15 protein-coding genes and 1 pseudogene are annotated in these 21605 nt (G+C 61.6%); 10 read left to right on the forward strand and 6 right to left on the reverse strand.

What is annotated here, in order from left to right:
• The first annotated feature begins 71 nt into the window (after positions 1–71).
• The gene (gene glgX / locus D1Y84_RS01115) at positions 72–2225 is read left to right on the forward strand and encodes a glycogen debranching protein GlgX (RefSeq protein ID WP_233580934.1); all 2154 of its coding nucleotides are present in this window, start codon (positions 72–74) and stop codon (positions 2223–2225) included.
• Between the two features lie 59 nt (positions 2226–2284).
• Complete coding sequence (locus tag D1Y84_RS01120) at positions 2285–2989, forward strand: M48 family metallopeptidase (protein WP_124846867.1); 705 nt, start codon at positions 2285–2287, stop codon at positions 2987–2989.
• A 6-nt stretch (positions 2990–2995) separates the two neighbouring features.
• On the opposite strand, the gene D1Y84_RS01125 is transcribed toward D1Y84_RS01120, so the two are convergent.
• Complete coding sequence (locus D1Y84_RS01125; protein ID WP_158615252.1) at positions 2996–3907, reverse strand: alpha/beta fold hydrolase; 912 nt, start codon at positions 3905–3907, stop codon at positions 2996–2998.
• Between the two features lie 465 nt (positions 3908–4372).
• On the opposite strand from D1Y84_RS01125, the gene D1Y84_RS01130 reads away from it, so the two are divergent.
• From D1Y84_RS01130 to opgC, 5 genes and pseudogenes are all read left to right on the forward strand, one after another.
• Positions 4373–7252, forward strand: a complete 2880-nt coding sequence (locus D1Y84_RS01130) for an ATP-binding protein (RefSeq protein ID WP_124846869.1) — start codon at positions 4373–4375, stop codon at positions 7250–7252.
• Positions 7245–8686: pseudogene (locus D1Y84_RS01135) on the forward strand (sigma-54-dependent transcriptional regulator). The gene D1Y84_RS01130 and the pseudogene D1Y84_RS01135 overlap by 8 nt, the downstream one beginning before the upstream one ends.
• A gap of 154 nt (positions 8687–8840) precedes the next feature.
• A complete protein-coding gene (locus tag D1Y84_RS01140) occupies positions 8841–9620 on the forward strand; it encodes an ABC transporter permease (protein ID WP_124846870.1) in 780 nt (259 codons plus the stop codon).
• Position 9621: 1 nt separating this feature from the next.
• The gene (locus D1Y84_RS01145; RefSeq protein WP_124846871.1) at positions 9622–10461 is read left to right on the forward strand and encodes an ABC transporter ATP-binding protein; all 840 of its coding nucleotides are present in this window, start codon (positions 9622–9624) and stop codon (positions 10459–10461) included.
• Between the two features lie 92 nt (positions 10462–10553).
• A complete protein-coding gene (opgC, locus tag D1Y84_RS01150) occupies positions 10554–11852 on the forward strand; it encodes an OpgC domain-containing protein (protein WP_124846872.1) in 1299 nt (432 codons plus the stop codon).
• Positions 11853–11908: 56 nt separating this feature from the next.
• Here the strand turns inward: opgC and mqnE are convergent, their stop codons facing one another.
• Complete coding sequence (gene mqnE, locus D1Y84_RS01155; RefSeq protein WP_124846873.1) at positions 11909–13063, reverse strand: aminofutalosine synthase MqnE; 1155 nt, start codon at positions 13061–13063, stop codon at positions 11909–11911.
• A gap of 287 nt (positions 13064–13350) precedes the next feature.
• On the opposite strand from mqnE, the gene D1Y84_RS01160 reads away from it, so the two are divergent.
• The gene (locus tag D1Y84_RS01160; RefSeq protein WP_148092681.1) at positions 13351–13830 is read left to right on the forward strand and encodes a hypothetical protein; all 480 of its coding nucleotides are present in this window, start codon (positions 13351–13353) and stop codon (positions 13828–13830) included.
• On the opposite strand, the gene D1Y84_RS01165 is transcribed toward D1Y84_RS01160, so the two are convergent.
• The 4 genes from D1Y84_RS01165 to D1Y84_RS01180 all read right to left on the reverse strand — a co-directional run bounded on the left by D1Y84_RS01165 (position 13817) and on the right by D1Y84_RS01180 (position 19420).
• On the reverse strand, positions 13817–14359 hold the full coding sequence (locus D1Y84_RS01165) for a GNAT family N-acetyltransferase (protein WP_158615253.1): 543 nt from the start codon (positions 14357–14359) through the stop codon (positions 13817–13819). The two genes, D1Y84_RS01160 and D1Y84_RS01165, sit on opposite strands and share 14 nt — an antisense overlap.
• A gap of 1 nt (position 14360) precedes the next feature.
• The gene (locus tag D1Y84_RS01170) at positions 14361–16427 is read right to left on the reverse strand and encodes a YCF48-related protein (RefSeq protein WP_124846876.1); all 2067 of its coding nucleotides are present in this window, start codon (positions 16425–16427) and stop codon (positions 14361–14363) included.
• A 180-nt stretch (positions 16428–16607) separates the two neighbouring features.
• A complete protein-coding gene (locus D1Y84_RS01175; RefSeq protein ID WP_233580936.1) occupies positions 16608–18185 on the reverse strand; it encodes a hypothetical protein in 1578 nt (525 codons plus the stop codon).
• A gap of 638 nt (positions 18186–18823) precedes the next feature.
• Positions 18824–19420: an NADH-quinone oxidoreductase subunit B gene (locus tag D1Y84_RS01180; protein WP_124846878.1), complete on the reverse strand. Its 597-nt coding sequence runs from the start codon at positions 19418–19420 to the stop codon at positions 18824–18826.
• Positions 19421–19696: 276 nt separating this feature from the next.
• Between D1Y84_RS01180 and D1Y84_RS01185 the strand changes: the two genes are divergently transcribed.
• Together D1Y84_RS01185 and D1Y84_RS01190 are read left to right on the forward strand one after the other, a co-directional pair.
• On the forward strand, positions 19697–21121 hold the full coding sequence (locus D1Y84_RS01185) for an ammonium transporter (protein ID WP_124846879.1): 1425 nt from the start codon (positions 19697–19699) through the stop codon (positions 21119–21121).
• Positions 21122–21234: 113 nt separating this feature from the next.
• A complete protein-coding gene (locus D1Y84_RS01190) occupies positions 21235–21573 on the forward strand; it encodes a P-II family nitrogen regulator (protein ID WP_124846880.1) in 339 nt (112 codons plus the stop codon).
• Positions 21574–21605 lie beyond the last annotated feature (32 nt).

Below are 21605 nucleotides of genomic sequence, written 5' to 3' on the forward strand. Positions count from 1 at the left end.
AGAAGAAATCCTGCATCTTACCCGCCAGTTCTCATTCAGCAATACGACTTTACAAGATGGCAGGAACATTCGTGAGCACAGCAGAGGCGACGCAGTACGAGATTCGTGAGGGGACATCATTTCACCGGGGAGCGCATTGGGATGGCAAGGGAGTCAATTTCGCCCTTTTCTCGGCCCACGCGACCAAGGTGGAACTTTGTCTTTTTTCAGACGATGGCAAAGAAGAGTTGCAGCGACTGGCGCTGCCAGAGCACACGAACGAGGTCTGGCACGGCTACATCCCGGGGCTGGCTCCCGGGCAGCGCTATGGGTACAGGGTCTACGGCCCCTATGAGCCGGAAAATGGACATCGCTTCAATCACAACAAGCTCCTGCTCGACCCCTACGCCTACGCCCACATCGGCGAGGTGATCTGGGACCCGGCCATCTTCGGCTACGTGATGGAGTCGATGGACGATACAACGTTCGACGAGCGCGACTCGGCCCCGTTTGTCCCGAAATGCATCGTGGTGGATCCTAACTTCGACTTCACCGGTACGCGTGGTCGCAAGCATGTTCCCTGGGAAGAGACCATCTTCTACGAAACCCATGTGAAGGGTTTCACCAAGCAGCGCAACGACATACCGGAGCACCTGCGCGGCACCTACGCTGGGCTGGCCCAGCAACCAGTCATTGACTACATCAAGGACCTGGGCGTCACCTCCGTCGAACTGCTGCCAATCCACACTTTTGTGAATGACAGCAACCTGCTTGAAAAAGGCATGGTGAACTACTGGGGCTACAACACGATCGGCTTTTTCGCCCCTGATCCTCGTTACGCGTCCAACCGGCCAGACACCCTGAAGGAATTCAAGGAGATGGTGGCCAAGTACCACGAGGCAGGGCTCGAGGTGATCCTTGACGTGGTCTACAACCACACGGCTGAAGGCAATGAAAAAGGACCAACGTTGTCCTTCAAGGGTATCGACAACGCAAGCTACTATCGCCTGCTCCCTGACCAGCCACGCTACTACATCAACGAAACCGGTACCGGCAACACGGTCAACGTGAGCCATCCGCGCGTGCTGCAGATGGTCATGGATTCGCTCCGTTACTGGGTGGAAGGCACCAATGTCGATGGCTTCCGCTTCGACCTTGGCACCATCCTGGCGCGCGAACCCAACGGCTTCGACAACAAGAGCGGCTTCCTCAAGGCCTGCTCGCAGGACCCCCTTCTGCAGACAGTGAAGCTCATCGCAGAGCCATGGGACTGCGGCCCCGGCGGCTACCAGGTCGGTGGTTTTCCCCCGGGCTGGGCTGAATGGAACGACAAGTTCCGCGACACGGTGCGCGATTTCTGGCGCGACCAGGCACCTGCTTCGGAGCTGACCGAGCGCATCTGCGCGTCCAACGCCGTGTTCAACCACCATGGCCGCAAGCCGTGGGCCTCCGTCAACTTCCTCACGGCGCATGACGGCTTCACGCTCAACGACATCGTGACCTACAACGAGAAGCACAACGATGCCAACGGCGAGAACAACAACGACGGCAGCTCTGACAATCGCTCATGGAACTGCGGCGTTGAGGGACCTACCGACGACGAGGCGATCAACGCCCTGCGTTCGCGGCAGATCCGCAATATGCTGGCCACGTTGCTGCTTTCGCAGGGCACGCCCATGCTGCTCGCGGGCGACGAGTTTGGCAGAACGCAGGGAGGCAACAACAACGCGTACTGCCAGGATTCCGAGATCTCGTGGCTGAACTGGGACCTGCACGACAAGGGCAAGCACCTCATCGCCTTTGTGAAGGAGTTGACCCGTCTCCGTCACAAGTTCCCCATCCTGCGCCGCAGCCGCTTCTACGAGGGCTACTACAACGAGGCGATCGGCGTGAAGGATCTCACCTGGATCAACGCCAACGGCACCGAGATGGAAGACGAGCACTGGGGCGACTCCAACATGAAGTGCTTCGGCATGCTTATGGATGGCCGCGCGCAGCCCACAGGAATCCAGAAGCGCGGCGGCGATGCCACCCTGCTGCTGGTCATCAACGAGCACAGTGATCTCGTCCAGTTCACGCTTCCCGAGTCCTATGGCGGCGAAGAGTGGGCCCTGCTGATCGACACCAACCTCGAGGAGAATGGCGCTTCCGGCAGCTTCAAAACAGGCGAGGCATACGGCGTGACGGCGCGCTCTGTGCTGCTGCTTGCCTTGAAGAGCGAGAACGCGCAGTCTGGCCAGTACTAGAACACTCAACAGAGATGTGAGTCCGCCCGTCGCGGACTCACATCCCTGGAGGGTCTCCTATGCTAGGCTTTCGCTTGGTGGAACCGTTCCTGCAACAGCTTTTTTCCGAGGAGTACCGCGTCCTTCGGCCGCGTGCTCCGATCCCTCCCATTCATGCCCGGTTTCGCAAGTTCACCAGCCTGAACACGACGATCCGCATGCGTGAGGGCGTGTTACGCGTGCACCTTTCCGATCTCCTGGAAGGCGCACCCGAGCCGGTGTTGCGCGCGATTGCTCACATTCTGCTTGCCAAGCTCTATCGCAAGCCGATCGAAGCGACCCATGCTTCCCGATATAAGCGCTACACCCTCTCTGAACCGGTTGTTCGACAGACCGAGCAGATACGGCAGTTGCGCGGGCGCAAGCGAGTGATTACAGCCAAGGGGCAGTACTGGGATCTCGACGAGGTCTTTGAGTCGCTCAACACCAGCTTCTTCTTCGGGCTGCTGGGGAGACCCGTGCTGACGTGGAGTGAACACAACGCGCGCCGTCTTCTGGGGCACTACGATGCCGCGCACAACACCATCATGGTCAGCCGCGTGTTCGACCGTGCCGACGTGCCTCGCTTCGCCATCGAGTACCTGATGTACCACGAAATGCTGCACCTGAAGCACCCTGTGACGGTACGGCGCGGGCGGCGATGCGTGCACCCCCGGGCGTTCCAGGAGGAAGAAGAACTCTTCCCCCAGATCGACGCAGCCCGGGCATATCTGAAAACACTTTAGAAAGCTTTAGGCAGTTCGGAGCGGCACAACACTGGCCCGACCAGCGGTGTCCGCGACGAAACGAAGGATGCGGTCGGCGAAAAGCTCTGGCGCCTCTTCAAATGGCAGGTGCCCCAACTCGGGCAGGATCTCGAGGGGAGCACGCAGCACCGCGCGGAGTCGCCAGGCCGAACTGAGTGAGACGGCGCGGTCCTGGGCTCCCCACAACAGCATCGTCGGCAGCTTGCGCAGCCGCGGGAGCATGGGAACCAGTGCTGTCATATCGGGCACCCAGTGCCGGAGCACAGACAGGATGTACTCCACGGTCCCGGGGCGGCGCAGCGACTCGACGTACTCCTCGAGTGAGCCGGCGCGTACCCGGGTGGGATCACCATACATGCGGCATAGCGCCGCCTGATGCACCCACGAGGGAGCGGCCGGCAGCCAGTGCGCCACACGGCGGCCGATCCGTGTGCCGGCAAAGCGGATTTGCGGCTGGGACTGCATGCAGAAAGGATTCGCCGGCGCGTGAAGCAGGAGCGAACGCACCCGTTGCGGGAACATCGCGGCGAAACACATGGCCACAGCGCCTCCATGCGAGGTGCCGACCAGGTCTACCCGCTCAAGACCAGCATGGTCCATCCACAATGCCAATCGCCGGGCCGATGCCTGCAGACTGCCGTCAATCCCGCGCACCCGCTCCGACTGGCCTATGCCAATCGCGTCCACGGCGTACACAGTGGCCTCCCGGGCCAAGACGCGCATCACCGGCATCCATGCCGCAGCCGCACCCAGCAGGCCATGCACCAGCACCACCGGTGCACCTGCGCCGGCGACCAGCGCATGCATGCGATATCCGTCGATCAACGCGTCACACGCACGTATCGCGACCTGCTCGGTGGAAGGCGCATCCGTGCCGCTCGGAACTGTTCGGCTCAAGTCCATGAGCTGAAGAGCCGTGCGACGGGAGACGAGGCTCGCCTCGGTGGGTGTGCTCGCTGGGTGGAAGTCCGTGACCGCCACAGTAGCGGGTCGCGGCTCCTCTGGATGATTGTTCGGCAAGGTACTTCTCTCCGGGAACTAATACGCGCGTGTCGGGGGTATGCGCATGCAAGGCCACGTTGGCGCAAACTCGATTGTTACAGACATGTGAATGAAGTTGTAGTGAAATCTTGACCCGCGGTGGTGGAGAGAACTCGAGGTCTCGGGAGCAACTGTATAGTTTCCAGTAGTCTCCTCCCATATTTGCGAGACTGTGACGGTGCAATGCTGCATCGTCTGCGCGCAAATTACGGGAATATCCTCATGAGAGCAGCATCGTACGGGCGCGGGTGTGCTTTAGAAATGGCCCTCGACGTGCAAGGTCATCAGTCGGTGGTCACGAAGAGGTGATCACACCTCAGCATGGAACGGTCTCTCCAAACCCGAGTAGTTGCCCTGACGCTTGCCCTGCTGACCGTAGCCGCGGTGCTTCTTGCGGTCCTGAACTTTCAGCAGGAGCAGCATTTTCAGCGGCCGACCGACGGCGTCTGGTGGAGCGAGTCTCAGGGCGCCCTCGAAGCAGACCGGGTACCGCATAACAGCGCGGGTGAGCGCGCCGGCATCAAGGCCGGCGACTTCCTGCTGTCGGTAAATCAGCAGCCCATGCCCCGCACGGCCGCGCTTGCCCGCGAGTGGTACCACACCAAGGTCTATGGTTCGGCGAGCTATGTGATCTCGCGGCGCGGCATCCGGATCGACGTCCCGGTCATTCTGGACAGCGCGGATACCAGTATCAACTTCGGCGAGCGGCTCATCGCGCTGGTGTACCTCGGCATTGGACTGTACGTGCTGCTGCGCCGCTGGACAGCGCCGCATGCCACTCATTTTTATATCTTCTGCCTGGCTTCTTTTGCCGTGTACTCGTTCCTCTACACCGGCAAGCTCAACGCATTTGACCAGGTCGTGTACTGGGCCGGGATCGTGGCGGGCGCGCTCCAGCCAGCCCTGTTTCTGCACTTTGCGCTGTCGTTCAGCAGCCGTTCCGGCCGCCGCAAAGCCGCGGTGCTCTGGCTCACCTACCTGCCGGCTTGCCTCATCATCGGGTTGCAGGTGTTTGCCCGGCTGCACTGGCAGGCCACGGGCATCCTGGCACACCGTCTCGACCAGATCGCCACCGCCTATCTCGACGCGTTCTACGTCCTGGCCACCGTGCTTTTTGCCGTGGAGCATCGCCGGGCCGGCCGCGAGGACGGCCAGGTGCTTCGGCGCCAGCAGTTAAAGTGGTTGACGCGCGGCTCGATCCTGAGCATCGTTCCCTTCTCGGTGCTGTACGTCTTCCCGTACCTGCTGGATATCGGCACCCCCGAGTCGCTGCGCAACCTCGCCATCCTGGCGCTTGTGATCCTGCCGCTCACCTTCGCCTGGGCGATCGTGCGCTACCGCCTGATGGACGTCGACCTGATCTTCAAGCGCGGCGTGACCTACACACTGGCTACCGCCTCGCTGGTCGGCTTCTACTTCGTGGTCGTTGCGGTGATCGCGGAGACAGTGCACACCAAGCTGCCGGCTGCCGGCACCTACGGGCTGCTGGCGGCGATCATCATCACCTCCGCACTATTCGACCCGGTCAAACGCGCGATCCAGAACCGCGTGGATCGCCTGTTTGATCGCAAGCGCTATGACTACCGGCAAACCCTGATCGAGTTCGGCAAAGGCCTGGGCACCCAGACTGACCTTGATCACCTGCTCACCTCCATCACCAGCCGCCTCTCCCAGACCCTGCTGGTGGCGCGGGTCGCTGTGTTCCTGGCTAGCGGGGAAAGTGCAGCCGAGCGCACAGACGCGCCCGGAGCCTTCCGGCTTGCGGCTGCCCATGGGCTCCCGCCTGCCCTGGTCTCCGACGCGGCGCCGCTCGCTCTGGGGTTTCTGGACTTCGATCAGCCGGACGCCGGAACCCACATCTTCCTGGAAAACCCGCAGCAGGCATTGCACCTCGCGGACCAGGAGCGTCGCACCGCGGCGGCACTGGAGCTGCACTACTACCTGCCCTGCCAGGTGCAGGATCGCACCATCGCTGTCATTGGCTTGGGGCGCACCACCGATGGCGATTTTCTCTCGAGCGAAGACGTGGAGCTACTGGAATCGCTGGCCGGCTACATCGGCATCGCCATCCAGAACGCGGCCCTGTACGCCAGCCTCCAGCGCAAGATCGAAGAGTTCGAGCGGCTCAAGGAGTTCAACGAGAACATCGTCGAATCCACCAATGTGGGCATCCTCGCGCTCGATCTTGATGAACGCATCGAGAGCTGGAACGCGCAGATGGAAGTGCTCTACGCGATGCCGCGCGCGGTGGTGCTGGGACAGCGGCTTGCCGATGTGTTTGACGACGCCTTCGTGCGTGAGTTCCACCGCGTCAAGGACGAGCCCGGTGTGCACTACCTCTACAAGTTCCCCCTGGGTACCCGGGGCGAGGCGCCGGGCGAGGAGAACCGCGTCGCGAACATCTCGATCGCGCCCCTGGTTTCCCGCGAGTTCCAGACACTGGGGCGCATCGTGCTGGTCGACGACATCACCGCCCGCGTGGGCCTCGAGTCCCAGCTTGCCCAGGCGGAGAAGCTCTCTTCCATCGGGCTGCTGGCTGCCGGCGTAGCGCACGAGGTCAACACCCCGCTTGCCGTAATCTCGTCCTACACGCAGATGCTGAGCAAGCAGCTCCGCGATGATGCCAAGCTCGCCCCGTTGCTCGACAAGATTACCAAGCAGACGTTTCGAGCGTCCGAAATTGTGAATGGCCTGCTGAACTTCTCACGCACTGGCGGCGCCGAGTTCCGGGCAACCGACCTGAATGCCGTGGTGCGGGAAACCCTGGCGCTGCTGGAGCACCAGCTCAAGACAGCGCGGATCGAGCTCGTCTGCGATCTGGATCCAGCCCTGCCGGCGATCCAGGGCAACAATGGCAAGCTCCAGCAGGTGTTCTTGAACCTCTTCCTCAATGCGAAAGACGCCATGCAGGACGGAGGACGTCTCGAGGTCAGCACGCGCTACAACGGCATGGTCACGGTCTCTGTGTGCGACTCGGGCTCCGGCATTGCGCCCGAGCACGTGCAGCGCATTTATGATCCGTTCTTCACCACCAAGAGCGCTATCAAGGAAGGCCAGCGCCGCGGTACCGGGCTTGGTCTCGCCGTCACCTACGGCATCATGCAGGAGCATTCCGGCAAGATCCGTGTGGAATCGCAGCCTGGCGCTGGTACTACCTTTGCGCTCGAATTTCCGTTGAAAGAGAAACCAGCGCATGTCTGAAACGACCTATGTAGCCACACCTCCATCCAAGGCTCCTGCCCATCGCGGCACAGAGCACACGATCCTCATCATCGATGATGAGGCTGGCATTCGCGAGACGCTCGAGACCCTGCTCGACCTTGAGGGCTACCAGGTAGAGACGGCGATTGACGGCGAGGCGGGGCTGGGTCGGATCGAGCAACGGCCCTACGACCTAGTTCTGCTTGACCTTGCCTTGCCCGGCAAGAATGGTATCGAGATCCTGCAGCTTATCCGCGAGCGCGCCCCAGAGCTGCCCGTGATCATGTTGACCGCCTACGGCACGGTCGACAACGTGGTGGACGCGATCCGCGCCGGCGCCCAGAACTTCGTCCAGAAACCATGGATAACGAGAAGCTGCTGGCGGACATCCGTGCCGCCATCGCCCGATACCGGGCCGAAGAAGAAAACGTCCAGCTCAAGCGTGCCCTGAAGCAGCGCTACAACTTTCCGCACATCATCGGCAAGAGCGAGATCATGCTCCGTATCTTCGACACGGTGGCGCAGATCGCGCCCTCCCGGTCCACCGTGCTGATCCAGGGCGAGAGCGGCACCGGCAAGGAGTTGATTGCAAAGGCAGTGCACGCCAACTCGCCGCGCAAGGAAAAGCCGTTCGTCCCGGTCAACACCGGCGCGGTACCGACGGACCTGCTCGAGTCCACCCTGTTCGGCCACGTGAAGGGTGCGTTTACCTCCGCCGTCACCGCCAAGAAGGGCCTGTTTGAAGTCGCCAACGGCGGCACGCTTTTCCTGGACGAGATCGGCACGATGCCGCTTGATACCCAGGCCAAGATCCTGCGCGTGCTGCAGGACAAGCGCTTCATGCACCTTGGCGGAACGCAGGAGATCCAGGTGGATGTCCGCATCATCACCGCGACAAACGTCGATCTTCGCCAGGCAGTGCGCGAAGGCAAGTTCCGCGAGGATCTTTTCTATCGCCTGGATGTGATCCGGTTCGAGCTGCCACCGCTGCGTGCGCGCCGCGAAGACATCCCAGCACTGGCTACCCACTTTCTGCGCCGCTACTCGGATGAAAACGAGCTGCCCATGCGCACCCTGTCACCCGAAGCCCTGCGCGCGCTGATGGATTACGACTGGCCCGGCAATGTGCGCGAACTTGAAAACGTGATGGAGCGCGGGGTGGTGCTCAGCACGAGTCAGCACATCGGGCTTGAGCTGCTTCCGCCGCATGTTACGGGCAAGAGCTACTCCTCAAGCCTGCTCGAGCACTCCACCAATGCTTCCCTCTTTGACATCATGGAGGACATTGAACGGCGCATCATCATCGACAAGCTGGAGCGCTGCAACTGGAACCAGACCGAGGCGGCCGAACAGTTTCGCATTCCACTTTCGACCCTGAACCAGAAGATTAAACGTCTCAGCGTCGAGATCAAGAAGCGGACGCGCGAGGCCTAGCCCGTCGTCCGGCATCCGCCTCGCGTATGCTCACACAAGGTGAGCTCCAGCGCCGGTTCGCATCAAAGTACCTGGACTTGCACCTGCATTTGCATCGAACGGAGAGAGATCGCAGGCCATGCTCGCGGAGGGCATGCACGGGCGTCCCAATTCTATGGCAGACAGCACACTGGATCGCTCGGCTAAAAATGCAATTCTCGCGCTCCAGGACTACGCCCTGCTCATCGGGCGCGCCCTGGCTAACCTGCTGCGCCGCCCGCTCTACCTAGGCGAGATCTTTACGCAGGCAGATTCTATCGGGGTCGGCTCCATCCCCATTGTCCTGCTGACAGGCTTCTTTACCGGTGGCGTACTCGCGCTGCAAACCGCCTCATCCCTGACCCAGTTTGGTGCTGCCGCGATCACGGGGCAGTTGGTTTCCTTCTCCATGATCAAGGAGCTGGGACCGGTTTTGACCAGCCTGATGGTTTCCGGTCGCAACGCCTCCGGCATGGCCTCGGAGCTTGGCTCCATGGTGGTGACGGAGCAGATTGACGCCATGCGCGCGCTCGGCACGGATCCGCTGAAGAAACTGGTCATGCCCCGTATTGTCTCTACCGTGATCATGCTGTTCTTCCTTACAATCCTGTCCGACACCGTCGGTACCATGGGTGGAGGCGCAGTGGCGGTCTTCATGCTGGGACAGGATGCCTCGCAGTATTTTCACTCCGCATATCAATCGCTGGTGTTCTCCGACATCTTCCAGGGCCTGGTGAAGCCGGTCATCTTCGGCTTCATCATCTCCACGATAGGCTGCTTCTACGGCATGACCACCAAGGGGGGCACGCAGGGCGTAGGGCGCTCCACCACCCAGGCCGTCGTGGTGTCCTCCGTGCTCATCATCGCGAGTGACTTCGTCATCAGCCGCCTGATGATCGGCATCTTTGGGAAGTAGCATGGCTGAAGCGACCGAAGAGAAGAAAAAAAGCTGGCACGAAGAGCACCCGGACGAGCCCGTCATCGTGTTTGAGAACGTGAGCCTCTCCTCGGCCGGCCACACCGTACTCGATGACATCTCATTCCAGCTCAAGGGCGGTGAGACGAGGATCCTGCTCGGGCCTGCCGGCGTCGGCAAAAGCGTGCTCCTCAAGCTTGCGAACGGCCTCATCCGTCCCGACTCCGGCACCATCAAGGTGTTTGGAGAAGATTTGAGCACGCTTGCGGAACAGGATCTGTTTCGCCTCCGCGCCGATATCGGCATGGTCTTCCAGGAAGGCGCGCTCTTTGATTCGCTGACTGTGCGCGACAATGTTGCTTACCGGCTTAATGAGGATCACGTCTCCGAAGAAGAAGTCGATCGCAGAGTGCGTGAAGCGCTTCGATTCGTTGAGCTCGAGGACACGATCGACAAATTCCCGTCACAGCTTTCCGGCGGTATGCGCCGGCGTGTGTCCATTGCCCGCGCCATCATCAGTTCGCCACAGTTGCTGCTGTATGACTCTCCCACGGGCGGACTGGATCCCATCACCTCGACGACCATCATCGAACTCGTGATCAAGCAGCGGGATGTTTCGGGGACCAGTGCCCTGCTGGTTTCACACCGCCTGCAAGACGCCTTTACCCTGGCGACGCACCGGTTCAACAAGGAAGCCAGCAAGATGGAGAAGCTGCCCAAGGGAGAGGTGGAAGCGAGCACGACCTTCCTCATGCTGCACAATGGCAAGCTCATCTTCGACGGCTCCACGATGGACCTGGTGCACTCCGAAGATCCTTTCATCCGGGAATATCTCGCCTGAGTTCGCTGCAGCGCATGCTCCGGCTGGCTCGCAGAACACTTCCTCGTGACTTCCAGCAACTCGTTCCCGGAAAGCCCGTCTAACCACGTAGCATGCGATTTCCAAAGCTCCAGCGACGGCCCGAACTCGACGCACTCCGCGGACTCTTTCTGGTGTGGATGACGTTGACCCACCTGCCCACTCGCCTGAGCGAGTGGGTGAACCAGCCGTTCGGGTTCCTGACCTCGGCAGAGGGCTTTGTGTTTCTCTCGGCCTTGCTGGTGGCGCGCATTTACAGCAAGCAGGCCGCCGAAGATGGCAATGCCATGCATGCAAAGCTGTGGCGGCGCGCACTCAAGATCTATGGCATTCACGTGCTGATGCTGACGCTGGCTTTCACCGTGATCGCCGCCTTGGCCACCACGACGCATCGCGCCGCAATTTATAACCTGCTCGACTTCTACCTGGCGCACCCGGCGACGGCGATCGCGGGTTCACTTCTGCTGCTTTACTGCCCGCCTCTGCTGGATATTCTTCCACTGTATGTGCTGTTTCTTGCCGCCACGCCTGTGATCCTGTCCTGGGCCGTGCGGAAAGGCTGGCGGCTGCCGCTGGTCGCGAGTTTCTTGCTCTGGTTCGGGGCACAGGTGGGGCTTCGCGAGTGGCTTCACGGAGGCATCGTTCACCTCACACACCTGCAGATTCCCGTGCAGGAAGGCGGTGCGTTCAACCTTCTGGCGTGGCAGGCCATCTGGATGGCCGGGCTCTACCTGGGTGCGAAGTCGGCTGCCGGTGACTCCCCGCTGAAACGCATCAACGCACCCATTGCTGCCGGGGCCTTGGTCGTATGCCTCTTCTTTTTGGGAGTGCGCCACGAATGGCTCGGGAGCGTTCTTACCCCGGACCGGCTGGCCTTTCAGCTTGACAAGTGGCACATTGGGCCGCTGCGCGTCCTGAACCTTGTCGCTTTCACCGTGCTGTTCTACTGGCTTCGCCGCTTCGTTTTTCGGCTGGTACAGAACGAACCGTTTCTCACGCTGGGCAAAGCCTCGCTTGAAGTCTTCTGCGCGCACATCGTGTTCGTGTTTTTTGCGCTGGCGCTGCTCTACAACGATGTAGCGGAGCTGCATGGAGCAGCAGCCGTTCTGGTGCTTGTGGTGACTTTCGGCGGACTGTTCCTGCTGGCGTCGCAGATTGTTAAAAGGCGGCGCGCCAAACGGGATCGCGAAAAGAGCATGCCGCCCGACCATGCGTCCGGCAAGGCTGTTCCCGCAGGCGTTGCCGCGGGAACCACTCTCCCCTTGGCAGCGCCCACGCAGCTCGAGCCCACCAAAGCTGCCGGAGCGCCCACTGTATCGCTCCTGGACTGCGCCCAGCCGCTGCTCGCCTCGGCAGAAGAGCACATCAGCTAGACGGGGGCTAAGCACGAGCCAGGCACGAGGCATGCGAGGGCATGTCTCGTCCGGCTTCAAACAGCGACGGTGAAGGTGTCCTCGGTACGCGTGACCGCCCGGTACATCGTGTCGCGCTCAAAAGGGACCCGGCCGGCAGCCGTGATCAGGTGCACCAGGTCCTGCCGGCGCATGCCCTGCGGCGTAGTAGCGCCCGCATCGTGGTAGATCTTCTCCTCGATCACCGTTCCGTCGATGTCATCCGCGCCAAAGCGCAGCGAAATCTGTGCCATCTTTGCGGAAACCATCTGCCAGTAGCTCTTGATGTGCGCGAAGTTATCGAGCATCAGGCGCCCTACAGCGATCTGCTTCATGTCGAGCAGCCCGGTCGTACGCGGCAGATGATGGAGCGCGGTGTTGTCGGGGTGGAACGCGAGCGGGATAAAGGTCTGGAAACCGCCCGTGCGGTCCTGCACATCGCGAAGCCGGCACATGTGATCCACGCGGTCTTCGTCGTTCTCGACATGCCCATAGAGCATCGTGGCGTTGCTGCGCAGCCCAAGCTGGTGCGCGGTCTCCGCTGTTTCGAGCCACTCATTGCCGTTGATCTTGTGGTCGCAGATGATCGAGCGCACCCGGTCGGAGAAGATCTCGGCGCCGCCGCCCGGCATGGAGTCCACCCCGGCCGCACGCACCTTCTCCAGTACCTCGCGAATGGTGAGCTTGGCGCGCTTGGCGAAGAAGGCCACCTCCACCATCGTGAATGCCTTGACATGCACCAGCGGGAAACGCTCCTTGAGCCCGGACACCATGTCGAGGAAGTACTCCAGGGGAAGGTCAGGGTGCAGTCCGCCCACAATGTGGAACTCGGTCACGGCCTCGGAGTAGCCTTCGGCGGCCGTTGCCCACGCTTCCTCCAGCGCCATCGTGTAGGTGCCTTCGGTACCCTTCTTACGGCCAAAAGCACACAGCCGGCACGACGCCACGCACACATTGGTCGGATTGATGTGGCGGTTCACGTTGAAGTACGTGAGGTCGCCATGCAGGCGCTCGCGCACGCTGTTGGCCAGCCAGCCGACAGCCAGGATGTCCGGGGACCGGTACAGCGCGAGGCCATCCTCGAAACTCAGCCGCTGCTGCGCGGCCACCTTCTCGGCGATCGGCTCCAGGGCGCGATCGTCCGTCACAAAGGGTCGCCGTGCGCCCACAAGTCCTGCCAGCTGTTCAGCCATGGATATGCACTCCAGCCCTTATTTTACCGAACCAGGTGCGGCAGCCCGCACCAGGGTTACTGTCGCGCGTTGATCCCTCGCACGCGCGCGCACCACGTGACCAAACAGCACTGTTACCATGCCGAAAGATGCCCACGAAGACTTATCGGCGGTGCCGTTTCCTTGCGCTTCCATTTGCCGTCGCCGGTTGCCTTTTGGCTTCCATGGGAGCGGCGCGGGCGCTTGCCCAGACGGCACAGCCGCGTACCCTGCACTGGTGGAGCCTGCATCGAGAAATTAGCGAGCCCGTGCAGAAGGCTGTCCAGCCAGACTTCCTTCCGGAGATCTCAGCACAAGCGCTCGATCGCACGTCGCTGCGCTTGCCAAACCAGCTCCAGGGTGCGCGCAATCTCCTGCTGATCTCATGGCGTCGCGACCAGGAGCAGCAACTGGCCACTTGGACCGCTCCATCGCAGGCGCTGCAGCACACGCGTTTAAACTTCAAGGTGTACCGGATGCCGGTAAGCGCGCCTGAGAATGCCCTGTACCGCTGGTGGGATAACGCGTCCTTGCGTGCGCAGGAAACCGACCCCGAACTGCTGCACTGGACCGTCCCGGTTTACGTAGACAAGGCCGCGTTGCACCAGGCGATCGGACTGGGAATGGATGAATCGATGGTGGTCGTGCTCCTCGTCGATCCAACGGGACGCATTCAGTGGAAGGCTCAGGGTGCGTCCACGGATGCCACGCGGGCTGGGCTGCTCGCGGCCGCAGCTACTCCCCGGTAGCTCCTGCCGCAGGCGCAGCCGGAGCCACTGGATCGAGTCTTAACTCCAGCTCCAGTGCGTCTGTGAGGCCGTTGTAATAGCCCGGGATTGTCCCGGTGACCTCGAACCCGAAGTGCCGGTAGAACCGCTGGGCCGCGTGGTTTTCGATTGAGACTTCCAGCACGATCGACTGCAGGTTGAGCGCCGTGCCTTTCTGCAGCATCCAGCGCATCAGCAAGCCACCCACACCGCGCCGACGTGCTTCCGGCGCTACGTCAATGGTGAGTATGTGGAGGGCTGGAGCCGGCGATGGAGACTCCCGCAAACGCCGCCGCACCGAGCGTACGACGGCGAATCCCAGGATATGTTCTTCGCCATTTTGGCTCGCGGATGTGGAGCAGGCGACTGCGGTTGACGAGCTGGGGTGATGCAGGAAGCTGCGCAACTCCGCGTAGCTGTACGCGATGCCCGGCGGAAAGCAGACCTGGTCCAGTGCATGCAGCACAGGCAGGTCTGCCTCCGTGTAGTCGCGTAGTGCAACCGGGCTCACCCTACTGAGCGCCTGAAGGAGCACCCGGGGTTGCGGTGCCCGCGTTCTGGGGTCGTGCCTCGAGCACCACACCGTCGAACAGCGAGGCGCCAACAAGCCGGTTGCCCTGCTGCAGCACCTGGTGAACACGCCATCCAGCCTGCCAGTACTTCCAGGGACTTCCGGAAGCATCGACGCCGAAGATCGTGGTGGACGTGCGGGATGACACCAGGACCTTCTTCAACGAGGGATCGTAGTCAAGACCACCGATCTCGCCGAGAGGCAGGTTCTTGATCTGCTGCCAGGTCTCACCCGAATCCTTGGTGTAGAAAACGCCTTCGCGTCCGCCCGCCCAAAGCACGTTGTCGCCCGATACAGCCAGGGCATTGATGCCGGTGAGTCCAGTTGGAACTGGAATCGGCTTCCAGTTCTGCCCGGCATCATCCGACAGCATGAGACTGCCGCGCTGACCAGCCACCACGCGCGAGCCTAGGGCATCGACGTAGCGGTAATCGGCCGGCGGCAGCTTCGTCATTTCCCAGGTCGTGCCATTGTCCGCGGAGCGATATACGCCCTTCGCGGTGGCGGCGAACCAGGCTGTGGACGGCTGATCGAGCCCACCGAAGTCCAAGGAGTTGACCCGGCCCTGGATCGCGCCCATCTTCTTGGACGTTTCCACGGTCTTCGTCACCTTGCGGCCGTGGACGCGGGAGACCACCGGGTGGCTGTCGTGCTGGACCAGGTCACCAATCGTCTGCCACTTTCCATCAGAGAGCTTCGCTACGCCGTCATTGGTGCCTGCATAGACATTGCCATCGGTGCCCTGTGCCAACACGAAGACGTCGCGCCCGTTCAGCCCTTCCGACTGCTGCTGCCAGCTGGATCCGTCATCCTTGCTTACGAACATGCCGCCGTAAATCTTGTCGTTCAGTACCCCGGCGTAGAGGGTGCCCGGCTGCTTCTGGTCGACCAGCAGCGTCTGCACGAGCCGCTGCGAAAAGCCACTGTTCGACGAACTGAAGGTCTTGCCGCCGTCCTCGCTTGCGAGAACGCCGCTGCGATCGGTCGCCAGCATCAGGTGCTGATCGTTCGTGGGGTCCACAAACACGTCGTTGATGATCACGTCGGGGCCGGTCAGGCGGGTCCAGTTCGTGCCCGCATCGGCAGTCTTGTAAAGACCCTCAGTCGTGCCCGCGTAGACGATCTTGGCGTTGGTCGGGTCCTGCATCAGCACGCGGGTACGCCGAGCGGTCGAAGGAATGCCTTGTACCTTGTGGAAGAGATCGCCGGCCGAGTCGCTCTTGTAAATGCCGGAGCAGGCACTGGCATAGACCACGGAAGGCGTATGCGGGTCGATGATGATCGAGAAAACGTCCGAGTCATCGATCAGGCCATTCTTGATGTTGGTCCAGTGCGCTCCGCCGTCCGTGGTCTTCCAGGGCAGGTGCCAGGTACCGGCATACATGATGTTGGTGTCGACTGGATCGATCGCAACCGATTCCACCTCATGAAGCTCGGTCGAGTGTGCCGGCGTGATCGCCGCCCAGTGCTGGCCGCCATCGTTGGAACGATAAACGCCGGAAACCGTGCCGGCCATGTAGATTTTCGGATTGGAAGGAGCCTGCGCAAGAGCGCGAACACTCTGCCCATCCATGTCGGGCACCACGGCCCACTTCTTGCCGCCGTCATGGCTGATGTAGATGCTGCCGCCGTGGCCGTCAATCTCGAACACGCCGGCTACCAGCGTCTTGGGGTCACTCGCGTCCACGAAGATGTTGTCCACTGCGAGATTGTCACCACTGCCCAGCTTGGCGAGCCGTTGCCAGCTCTTTCCGGCATCGTTGGTCTCGTACACCCACGAGCTCAGGGTGCCCAGGTAAAGGTGTTGATTGTTCTTCGGGTCGGGAGCGAGCGAGCGGGCATCTCCGCCGTCCGGGCCGACCGACGTCCAGATGCGCTGCGCCGAAGCTGATGGGGTTTGTGCGCTTGCCGTGGAAAAGGGAGTGACAGCAAGAACCAGCGTAGCAAAGGCGGCAAGATTGAAAAGGCGAGGGAGGATGCGGGTGGTGCGATGGGTGCGATTCGTCATGATACGCCGGTGTGGACCGGTCTCCTTCAACATCGTGTACGCGGGTTCGAGCGAGCGGGTTGAGCGCAAGCGGTAAAGCTCGGGCAGACAAGCAGAGCAGAAAAGCGGGGCTGACCGTGATAGCGGCCAGCCCCTGTGTTGCTCGCAGAGCGGAAGCCTCGCGGCCCCCGCTCTTACGGGTTACTTCTTGTGGTGCTTGTGGTGTGCAGGTGCATGCGCGGTGCGGGACTGGGCCTTGACCGAATCATCGACCGGTGTCGTGCCCTGGATCTCGCTATCGAACGATGCGCCAGCAGGTACCAGGTAGTTGTCAACCTCGTTCGTACCCTTCGTGCCGGTCCGGACCGAGATGCGCGAAGCATCAATGCCCTTCTCCTTCACCAGGTAGTCCTTGGTGTTGACAGCGCGCTGTGCAGCAAGCTTCTCAGGCGTCATCATCGCGGCGGCATGCTTACCATGCCGGCCCATCGGTGCTGCTGCCGGAGCTGCATTGCCAACCAGGACCACCGAGGCGTCGGCCGAGCGCTGCGCGTTGAGGGTCACGTCGTCAAGGCAGGCCTTGGCTTCGTTGTCCACACGTGCGGGACGCTTGGTGTCACGATCGAAGGTGATGTCGCAAAGCGTTTGTACCTTGGGTGCGGGTGCCGGCGGAGCAGCAACGGTGACCGTGGTCGTCGTTGTTGCGGTCTGACCCTTGTCATCAGCCACGTTGCAGGTGACAGTGACGGTGCCGGCCGGTGCGCCTGCGGTTGCCAGGGTTGCCGTGTTCGACGTGCCGGAGATCTGGCCAGCCGATGCGGAGTAGCTGTAGGTCAGCGGACGGTTCTGCGGGCTGACACCCATGGCAGTGATCGTCGAGCTGTCGCCCGGGTTCACGCTGCTTGGGTTGGCCGAGCACGAGATCGTCGGCGGTTCGAACTGCTTGACCGTGAACGGCACGGTGCAGTCAGCGAACTGGCCCGGCTTCATGCCGTAACCAACGTGGCCCATCGCCGTGTAAGAACCCGGCTGCAGGTTTGCGGTGTCGACTGTCGCGGTGGAGCTGTCACCCTTGATCTGGATGCCCTGACCTGTCCAGGTGTAGCTGGCAGGCTTCTTGGGATCCAGGTTGGCGGCAGTGCCCGTAATGGTGACTGGGTCGCCAGGGAATACCGACATCGGAGCAGCCGAGCAGGTGTAGGTGACCGGCGGCGGCGGCACGATGTTGCCGAACTTGAACAGGAGGCCTGCGCTCAGCTCAGCCGAGTCGATGTTGGCGCGGCCACCATCGATGGGTTGGGGACCAAAATCGGCATGCGTGTAGACATAGTCTGCCTGGAACAGGCGGATGCCGAGGTGGTGATTAAACAAGGGGGTGTCGTAATCAAGACCGCCGCCAACCTTGAGCATCGGGCCCCAGGTGTAGACGTGATAGACATTGGGTTCGGCATTCGGGCCACCGACGCGGGAAGCACCGGCCATTGCGTGAGCAAAGGGCGTAACACCCAGCGATGACGGATAGCGGAAGATGATACCGGCAGTCGCATCCTGGAAGCCATCGTTCTTGCCCAGGGTGTGGTCAGCGTATTCAACCACGCCGCCTACGTAGCGGTTGAAGAAGTAAGCGGCCGAACCGATCGCCCCTTCGTCCACCGAGCCATAACGTACTGGGTACGGTGTTCCGGCAATCGTGTTGGTCGTGACCGTGCCATGTGGAGCAAAGTACGAGTAGCCGGTGAAGATGTCGATCCGGGATACTGGTGCCTGCTTCGGCATCATCTGTGACGGGGCTGGTGCTGGCGCCGCCGGTGTTGAAGCTGAATCCTGCGCATAGAGGCCCGTGGCGCCGAGCCCCACAGCACAACCTACTAGCAGAATTCGGCCCAAAGAATGCGTTGAACCTCGATACATGCGTCTATCCTCCGCAACCAAACTTAAAAGTCGAACAAAATTCCTGGCGAAAACGCGATGTTACTAGTATTTCTGACCTCCACAAGTGAGCTGGGAGCGGAACCTAGTACACGTTCACTACCTTAGAGCATCATGCGGCTGTGAAGTTGCCTGCCGCCAGCCGCTTTTTCGCTCGTATCCGATTGATCAACTAGGGGTTCAGCCGCCTTGAACACTCTGCCGACTATCCCCATCACTGATCCATCTACAGGGATAAGAGTGTCCGCTCGCAACACACAAAGCAAGCAAAATCTCCCATCAGCTACCACTTTGGTATAAACCGAGGTGCTATAGGGCTAGGTGCGTACAGAATAGGAACAGAAACGTGGCTGGCAACGTGCTAATGGACGTGCGAGAGGGCCGTGGAAGCCGGAGAGCATGCGCGTTGCCGTGGTTCGCAACGTGCTCGCCGCACGCAAGTGAGCCCGCCAGGGTGGCGGGCTCAGGCGTGGATCTTCTCGGCAGGCTTAGCTCAGGTTGAGTGCACGGCGCGTGGTGCCCTTTTCGCGCTGAATCTTCTCCTGCAGAAGCGTGAGGGCATACATCAGCTGCTCAGGGCGAGGTGGGCAGCCCGGAACGTAGATGTCCACCGGAATCACCTGGTTGACGCCCTGGACCACGGCATAGTTGTTGAAGACACCGCCGGAGGTGGCGCAGGCTCCCATGGAGATCACCCACTTCGGCTCGGGCATCTGGTCGTAAAGACGGCGGATCACCGGGGCCATCTTGTTGGAAACGCGACCAGCGATCACCATCAGATCCGCCTGGCGCGGGGAGGGCCGAAACACCTCCATGCCGAAGCGAGCCACGTCGAAGCGTGAAGCGCCCATCGACATCATCTCGATCGCGCAACAGGCCAGGCCAAAGGTCATGGGCCACACGGAGCTCTTACGCGCCCAATTTAACGCTGCGTCCAGCGAGGCCAGCAGGATGCCCTCCGGCTGCTGGTCGCCGTAGGTCACCTCGCGCAGCTTTTCCCGGTTCTTGCCGGAAGACTCAAGCGCGCCAAAGAAGTACCGATCCTTGTTGATCTCGTTTGCGGGGCCAGTCGGAGAAGAACTCATATTGTTACTATATCGCCCCGACCGCAAAGCAGGAACCCAATCGCTCGAAGCACTTTGCCGGGGCCGATCCCGGGATCAGTTTGCGGCAACGCCCGACCCGCGGCCGCGGCGGTGGCCGCCTCGTTGTTCTTTAGGTTTGCGACAAAGTATGTAAAAGTAGCTGCAACACGGGACACAATCAGCTTTGCCGCACAACTGTCCTTCGGGAATGTCCGGGGGAACTGCACCGTGCAGGCAGCAGACCATAGACCCCGAGCGCTATATCTTTGGAGTGCCATGTCCGCCAGTTCCCTTTCCCGCCGCCTGCTTCTGTTGCCGTGCGCTGCCCTGTGTTGTCTGCCCTTTGCCCATGCGTTGGCCCAAACCACTGCCGCGCCGGCGGCGATAACGGAAGCCCGCATTGCCAAGCTCGAAGCTGCTGCAGCCGCAGCGCAGAGCGGAGCGGACAACACCTGGATGCTGGTGTCCGCGGCCCTGGTGCTGATGATGACGGGCCCCGGGCTGGCGCTTTTCTACTCCGGCCTGGTGCGACGCAAGAATGTGCTGGCCACCATGATGCAGAGCTTCAGCATGATGGCGATCATCACCGTGCTTTGGGCGCTGGTGTCGTACTCGCTGGCGTTTGACTCGGGATCGGCCTTTATCGGGGGACTGCACCACGTGTTTCTCCGCGGCGTGGGACTGAGCCCGGACCCTGACTACGCGGCCACCCTGCCGCTGCAGACCTACATGATTTACCAGCTCATGTTCGCGATCATCACGCCTGCGCTGATCACCGGGGCGTTTGCGGAACGCATGAAGTTTTCCGCCATGTGCGTCTTCATGGTGCTCTGGTCATTGGTGGTGTACTCGCCCATGGCTCACATGGTCTGGGGCAAGGGTGGCCTGCTGAACGCCTCGCTAGGAGGCCGCTTCCCCACGCTTGACTTCGCCGGGGGCACCGTCGTCCATGTCACATCCGGTGTTTCCGCCCTGGTGTGTGCCCTGTACCTTGGCAAGCGTGTGGGCTATCCGCGCGAGCCGATGATGCCGCATTCCGTGGTGTTGTCGCTGGTGGGAGCCTGCATGCTGTGGGTCGGCTGGTTCGGCTTCAACGCTGGTTCCGCCCTTTCGTCTGGTCCCTTGGCCACGTCTGCCTTCGTGAACACCCATTTCGGTGCCGCGGCTGCAGCCATTGCGTGGGGCGCCGCCGAGTGGATTCGCAATGGCAAGCCCTCTGCCCTGGGCGCGATCTCGGGCGCAGTGGCCGGCTTAGTCGCCATCACTCCCGCGGCGGGCTACGTGCAGCCCATGGGCGCCCTGGCCATCGGGCTGATCGCCGGCTTCTTCTGCTATGCCATGGTTGTCTTCGTCAAGAACCTGTTTGGCTACGACGACTCACTCGACGCTTTCGGCGTGCATGGAGCGGGCGGCACGCTGGGCGCCATCCTGACCGGCATCTTCGCGTCGTCCGCAATCAACCCGATCTTCAAGGACGCGAAGGGCGCGGTGCTTCCATCGGGCGCAATTGAGGGTAACTGGCACCAGGTCGGCAACCAGGCCGTGGGGGTGGCGATTGCCTGGGCGCTTTCGATCGTGGGCACGCTGGTCCTGCTCAAGCTGGTGGACCTGGTGATCGGGCTGCGTGTCTCGGCCGATGATGAAGCCGAGGGCCTCGACATCTCGCAGCATGGGGAAGAAGGCTACGATTTCGCTTCCTGAGCGCCGGGCTCGTTACCGATGGCGCGGTTGCGCCGGCTTGTGGCTGCATCCGAGCAAGGGCGACCGCATACTGTGAGTGAAGCCCGCATTGCGGGAAGAAGGATTGGCGAACGATGTACAAGATTGAAGCGATTTTGCAGCCCTCCCGCCTTGATGCCGTGAAGGATGCCCTGCTGGAAGCGGGCATCGAGGGCATGACGATCCTGGAAGCCCGCGGCCATGGCCGGCAGAAAGGCCACACGGAGTTTTACCGTGGCCGTGAGTACACCGTAGACCTGCTGCCCAAGATCAAGCTGGAGACCGTGGTGCAGGACGAGCTTGTGGAGAAGGCAGTCAGCGCAATCTCCAACGCAGCACGGACCGGCAAGATCGGCGATGGCAAGATCTTTCTGACCAAGGTGGATGAGGCGATCCGCATCCGCAATGACGAGCGCGGTCCAACCGCCCTTTAGAACCGCGACGAGGGGCCTCGGCTAAGCCACGC

It is taken from the genome of Acidipila sp. EB88, assembly GCF_003858395.1.
Classification (GTDB): domain Bacteria; phylum Acidobacteriota; class Terriglobia; order Terriglobales; family Acidobacteriaceae; genus EB88.

Excerpts from the sequence above, each read along its gene's own strand:
- opgC (WP_124846872.1), top strand. The coding sequence starts at position 10,554 with ATGCGATTTCCAAAGCTCCAGCGACGGCCCGAACTCGACGCACTCCGC.
- D1Y84_RS01130 (WP_124846869.1), top strand. The coding sequence starts at position 4,373 with ATGGAACGGTCTCTCCAAACCCGAGTAGTTGCCCTGACGCTTGCCCTG.
- D1Y84_RS01145 (WP_124846871.1), top strand. The coding sequence starts at position 9,622 with ATGGCTGAAGCGACCGAAGAGAAGAAAAAAAGCTGGCACGAAGAGCAC.
- D1Y84_RS01190 (WP_124846880.1), top strand. The coding sequence starts at position 21,235 with ATGTACAAGATTGAAGCGATTTTGCAGCCCTCCCGCCTTGATGCCGTG.
- D1Y84_RS01140 (WP_124846870.1), top strand. The coding sequence starts at position 8,841 with ATGGCAGACAGCACACTGGATCGCTCGGCTAAAAATGCAATTCTCGCG.
- D1Y84_RS01185 (WP_124846879.1), top strand. The coding sequence starts at position 19,697 with ATGTCCGCCAGTTCCCTTTCCCGCCGCCTGCTTCTGTTGCCGTGCGCT.
- D1Y84_RS01170 (WP_124846876.1), bottom strand. The coding sequence starts at position 16,427 with ATGACGAATCGCACCCATCGCACCACCCGCATCCTCCCTCGCCTTTTC.
- D1Y84_RS01175 (WP_233580936.1), bottom strand. The coding sequence starts at position 18,185 with ATGATGCCGAAGCAGGCACCAGTATCCCGGATCGACATCTTCACCGGC.
- mqnE (WP_124846873.1), bottom strand. The coding sequence starts at position 13,063 with ATGGCTGAACAGCTGGCAGGACTTGTGGGCGCACGGCGACCCTTTGTG.
- D1Y84_RS01120 (WP_124846867.1), top strand. The coding sequence starts at position 2,285 with ATGCTAGGCTTTCGCTTGGTGGAACCGTTCCTGCAACAGCTTTTTTCC.
- D1Y84_RS01180 (WP_124846878.1), bottom strand. The coding sequence starts at position 19,420 with ATGAGTTCTTCTCCGACTGGCCCCGCAAACGAGATCAACAAGGATCGG.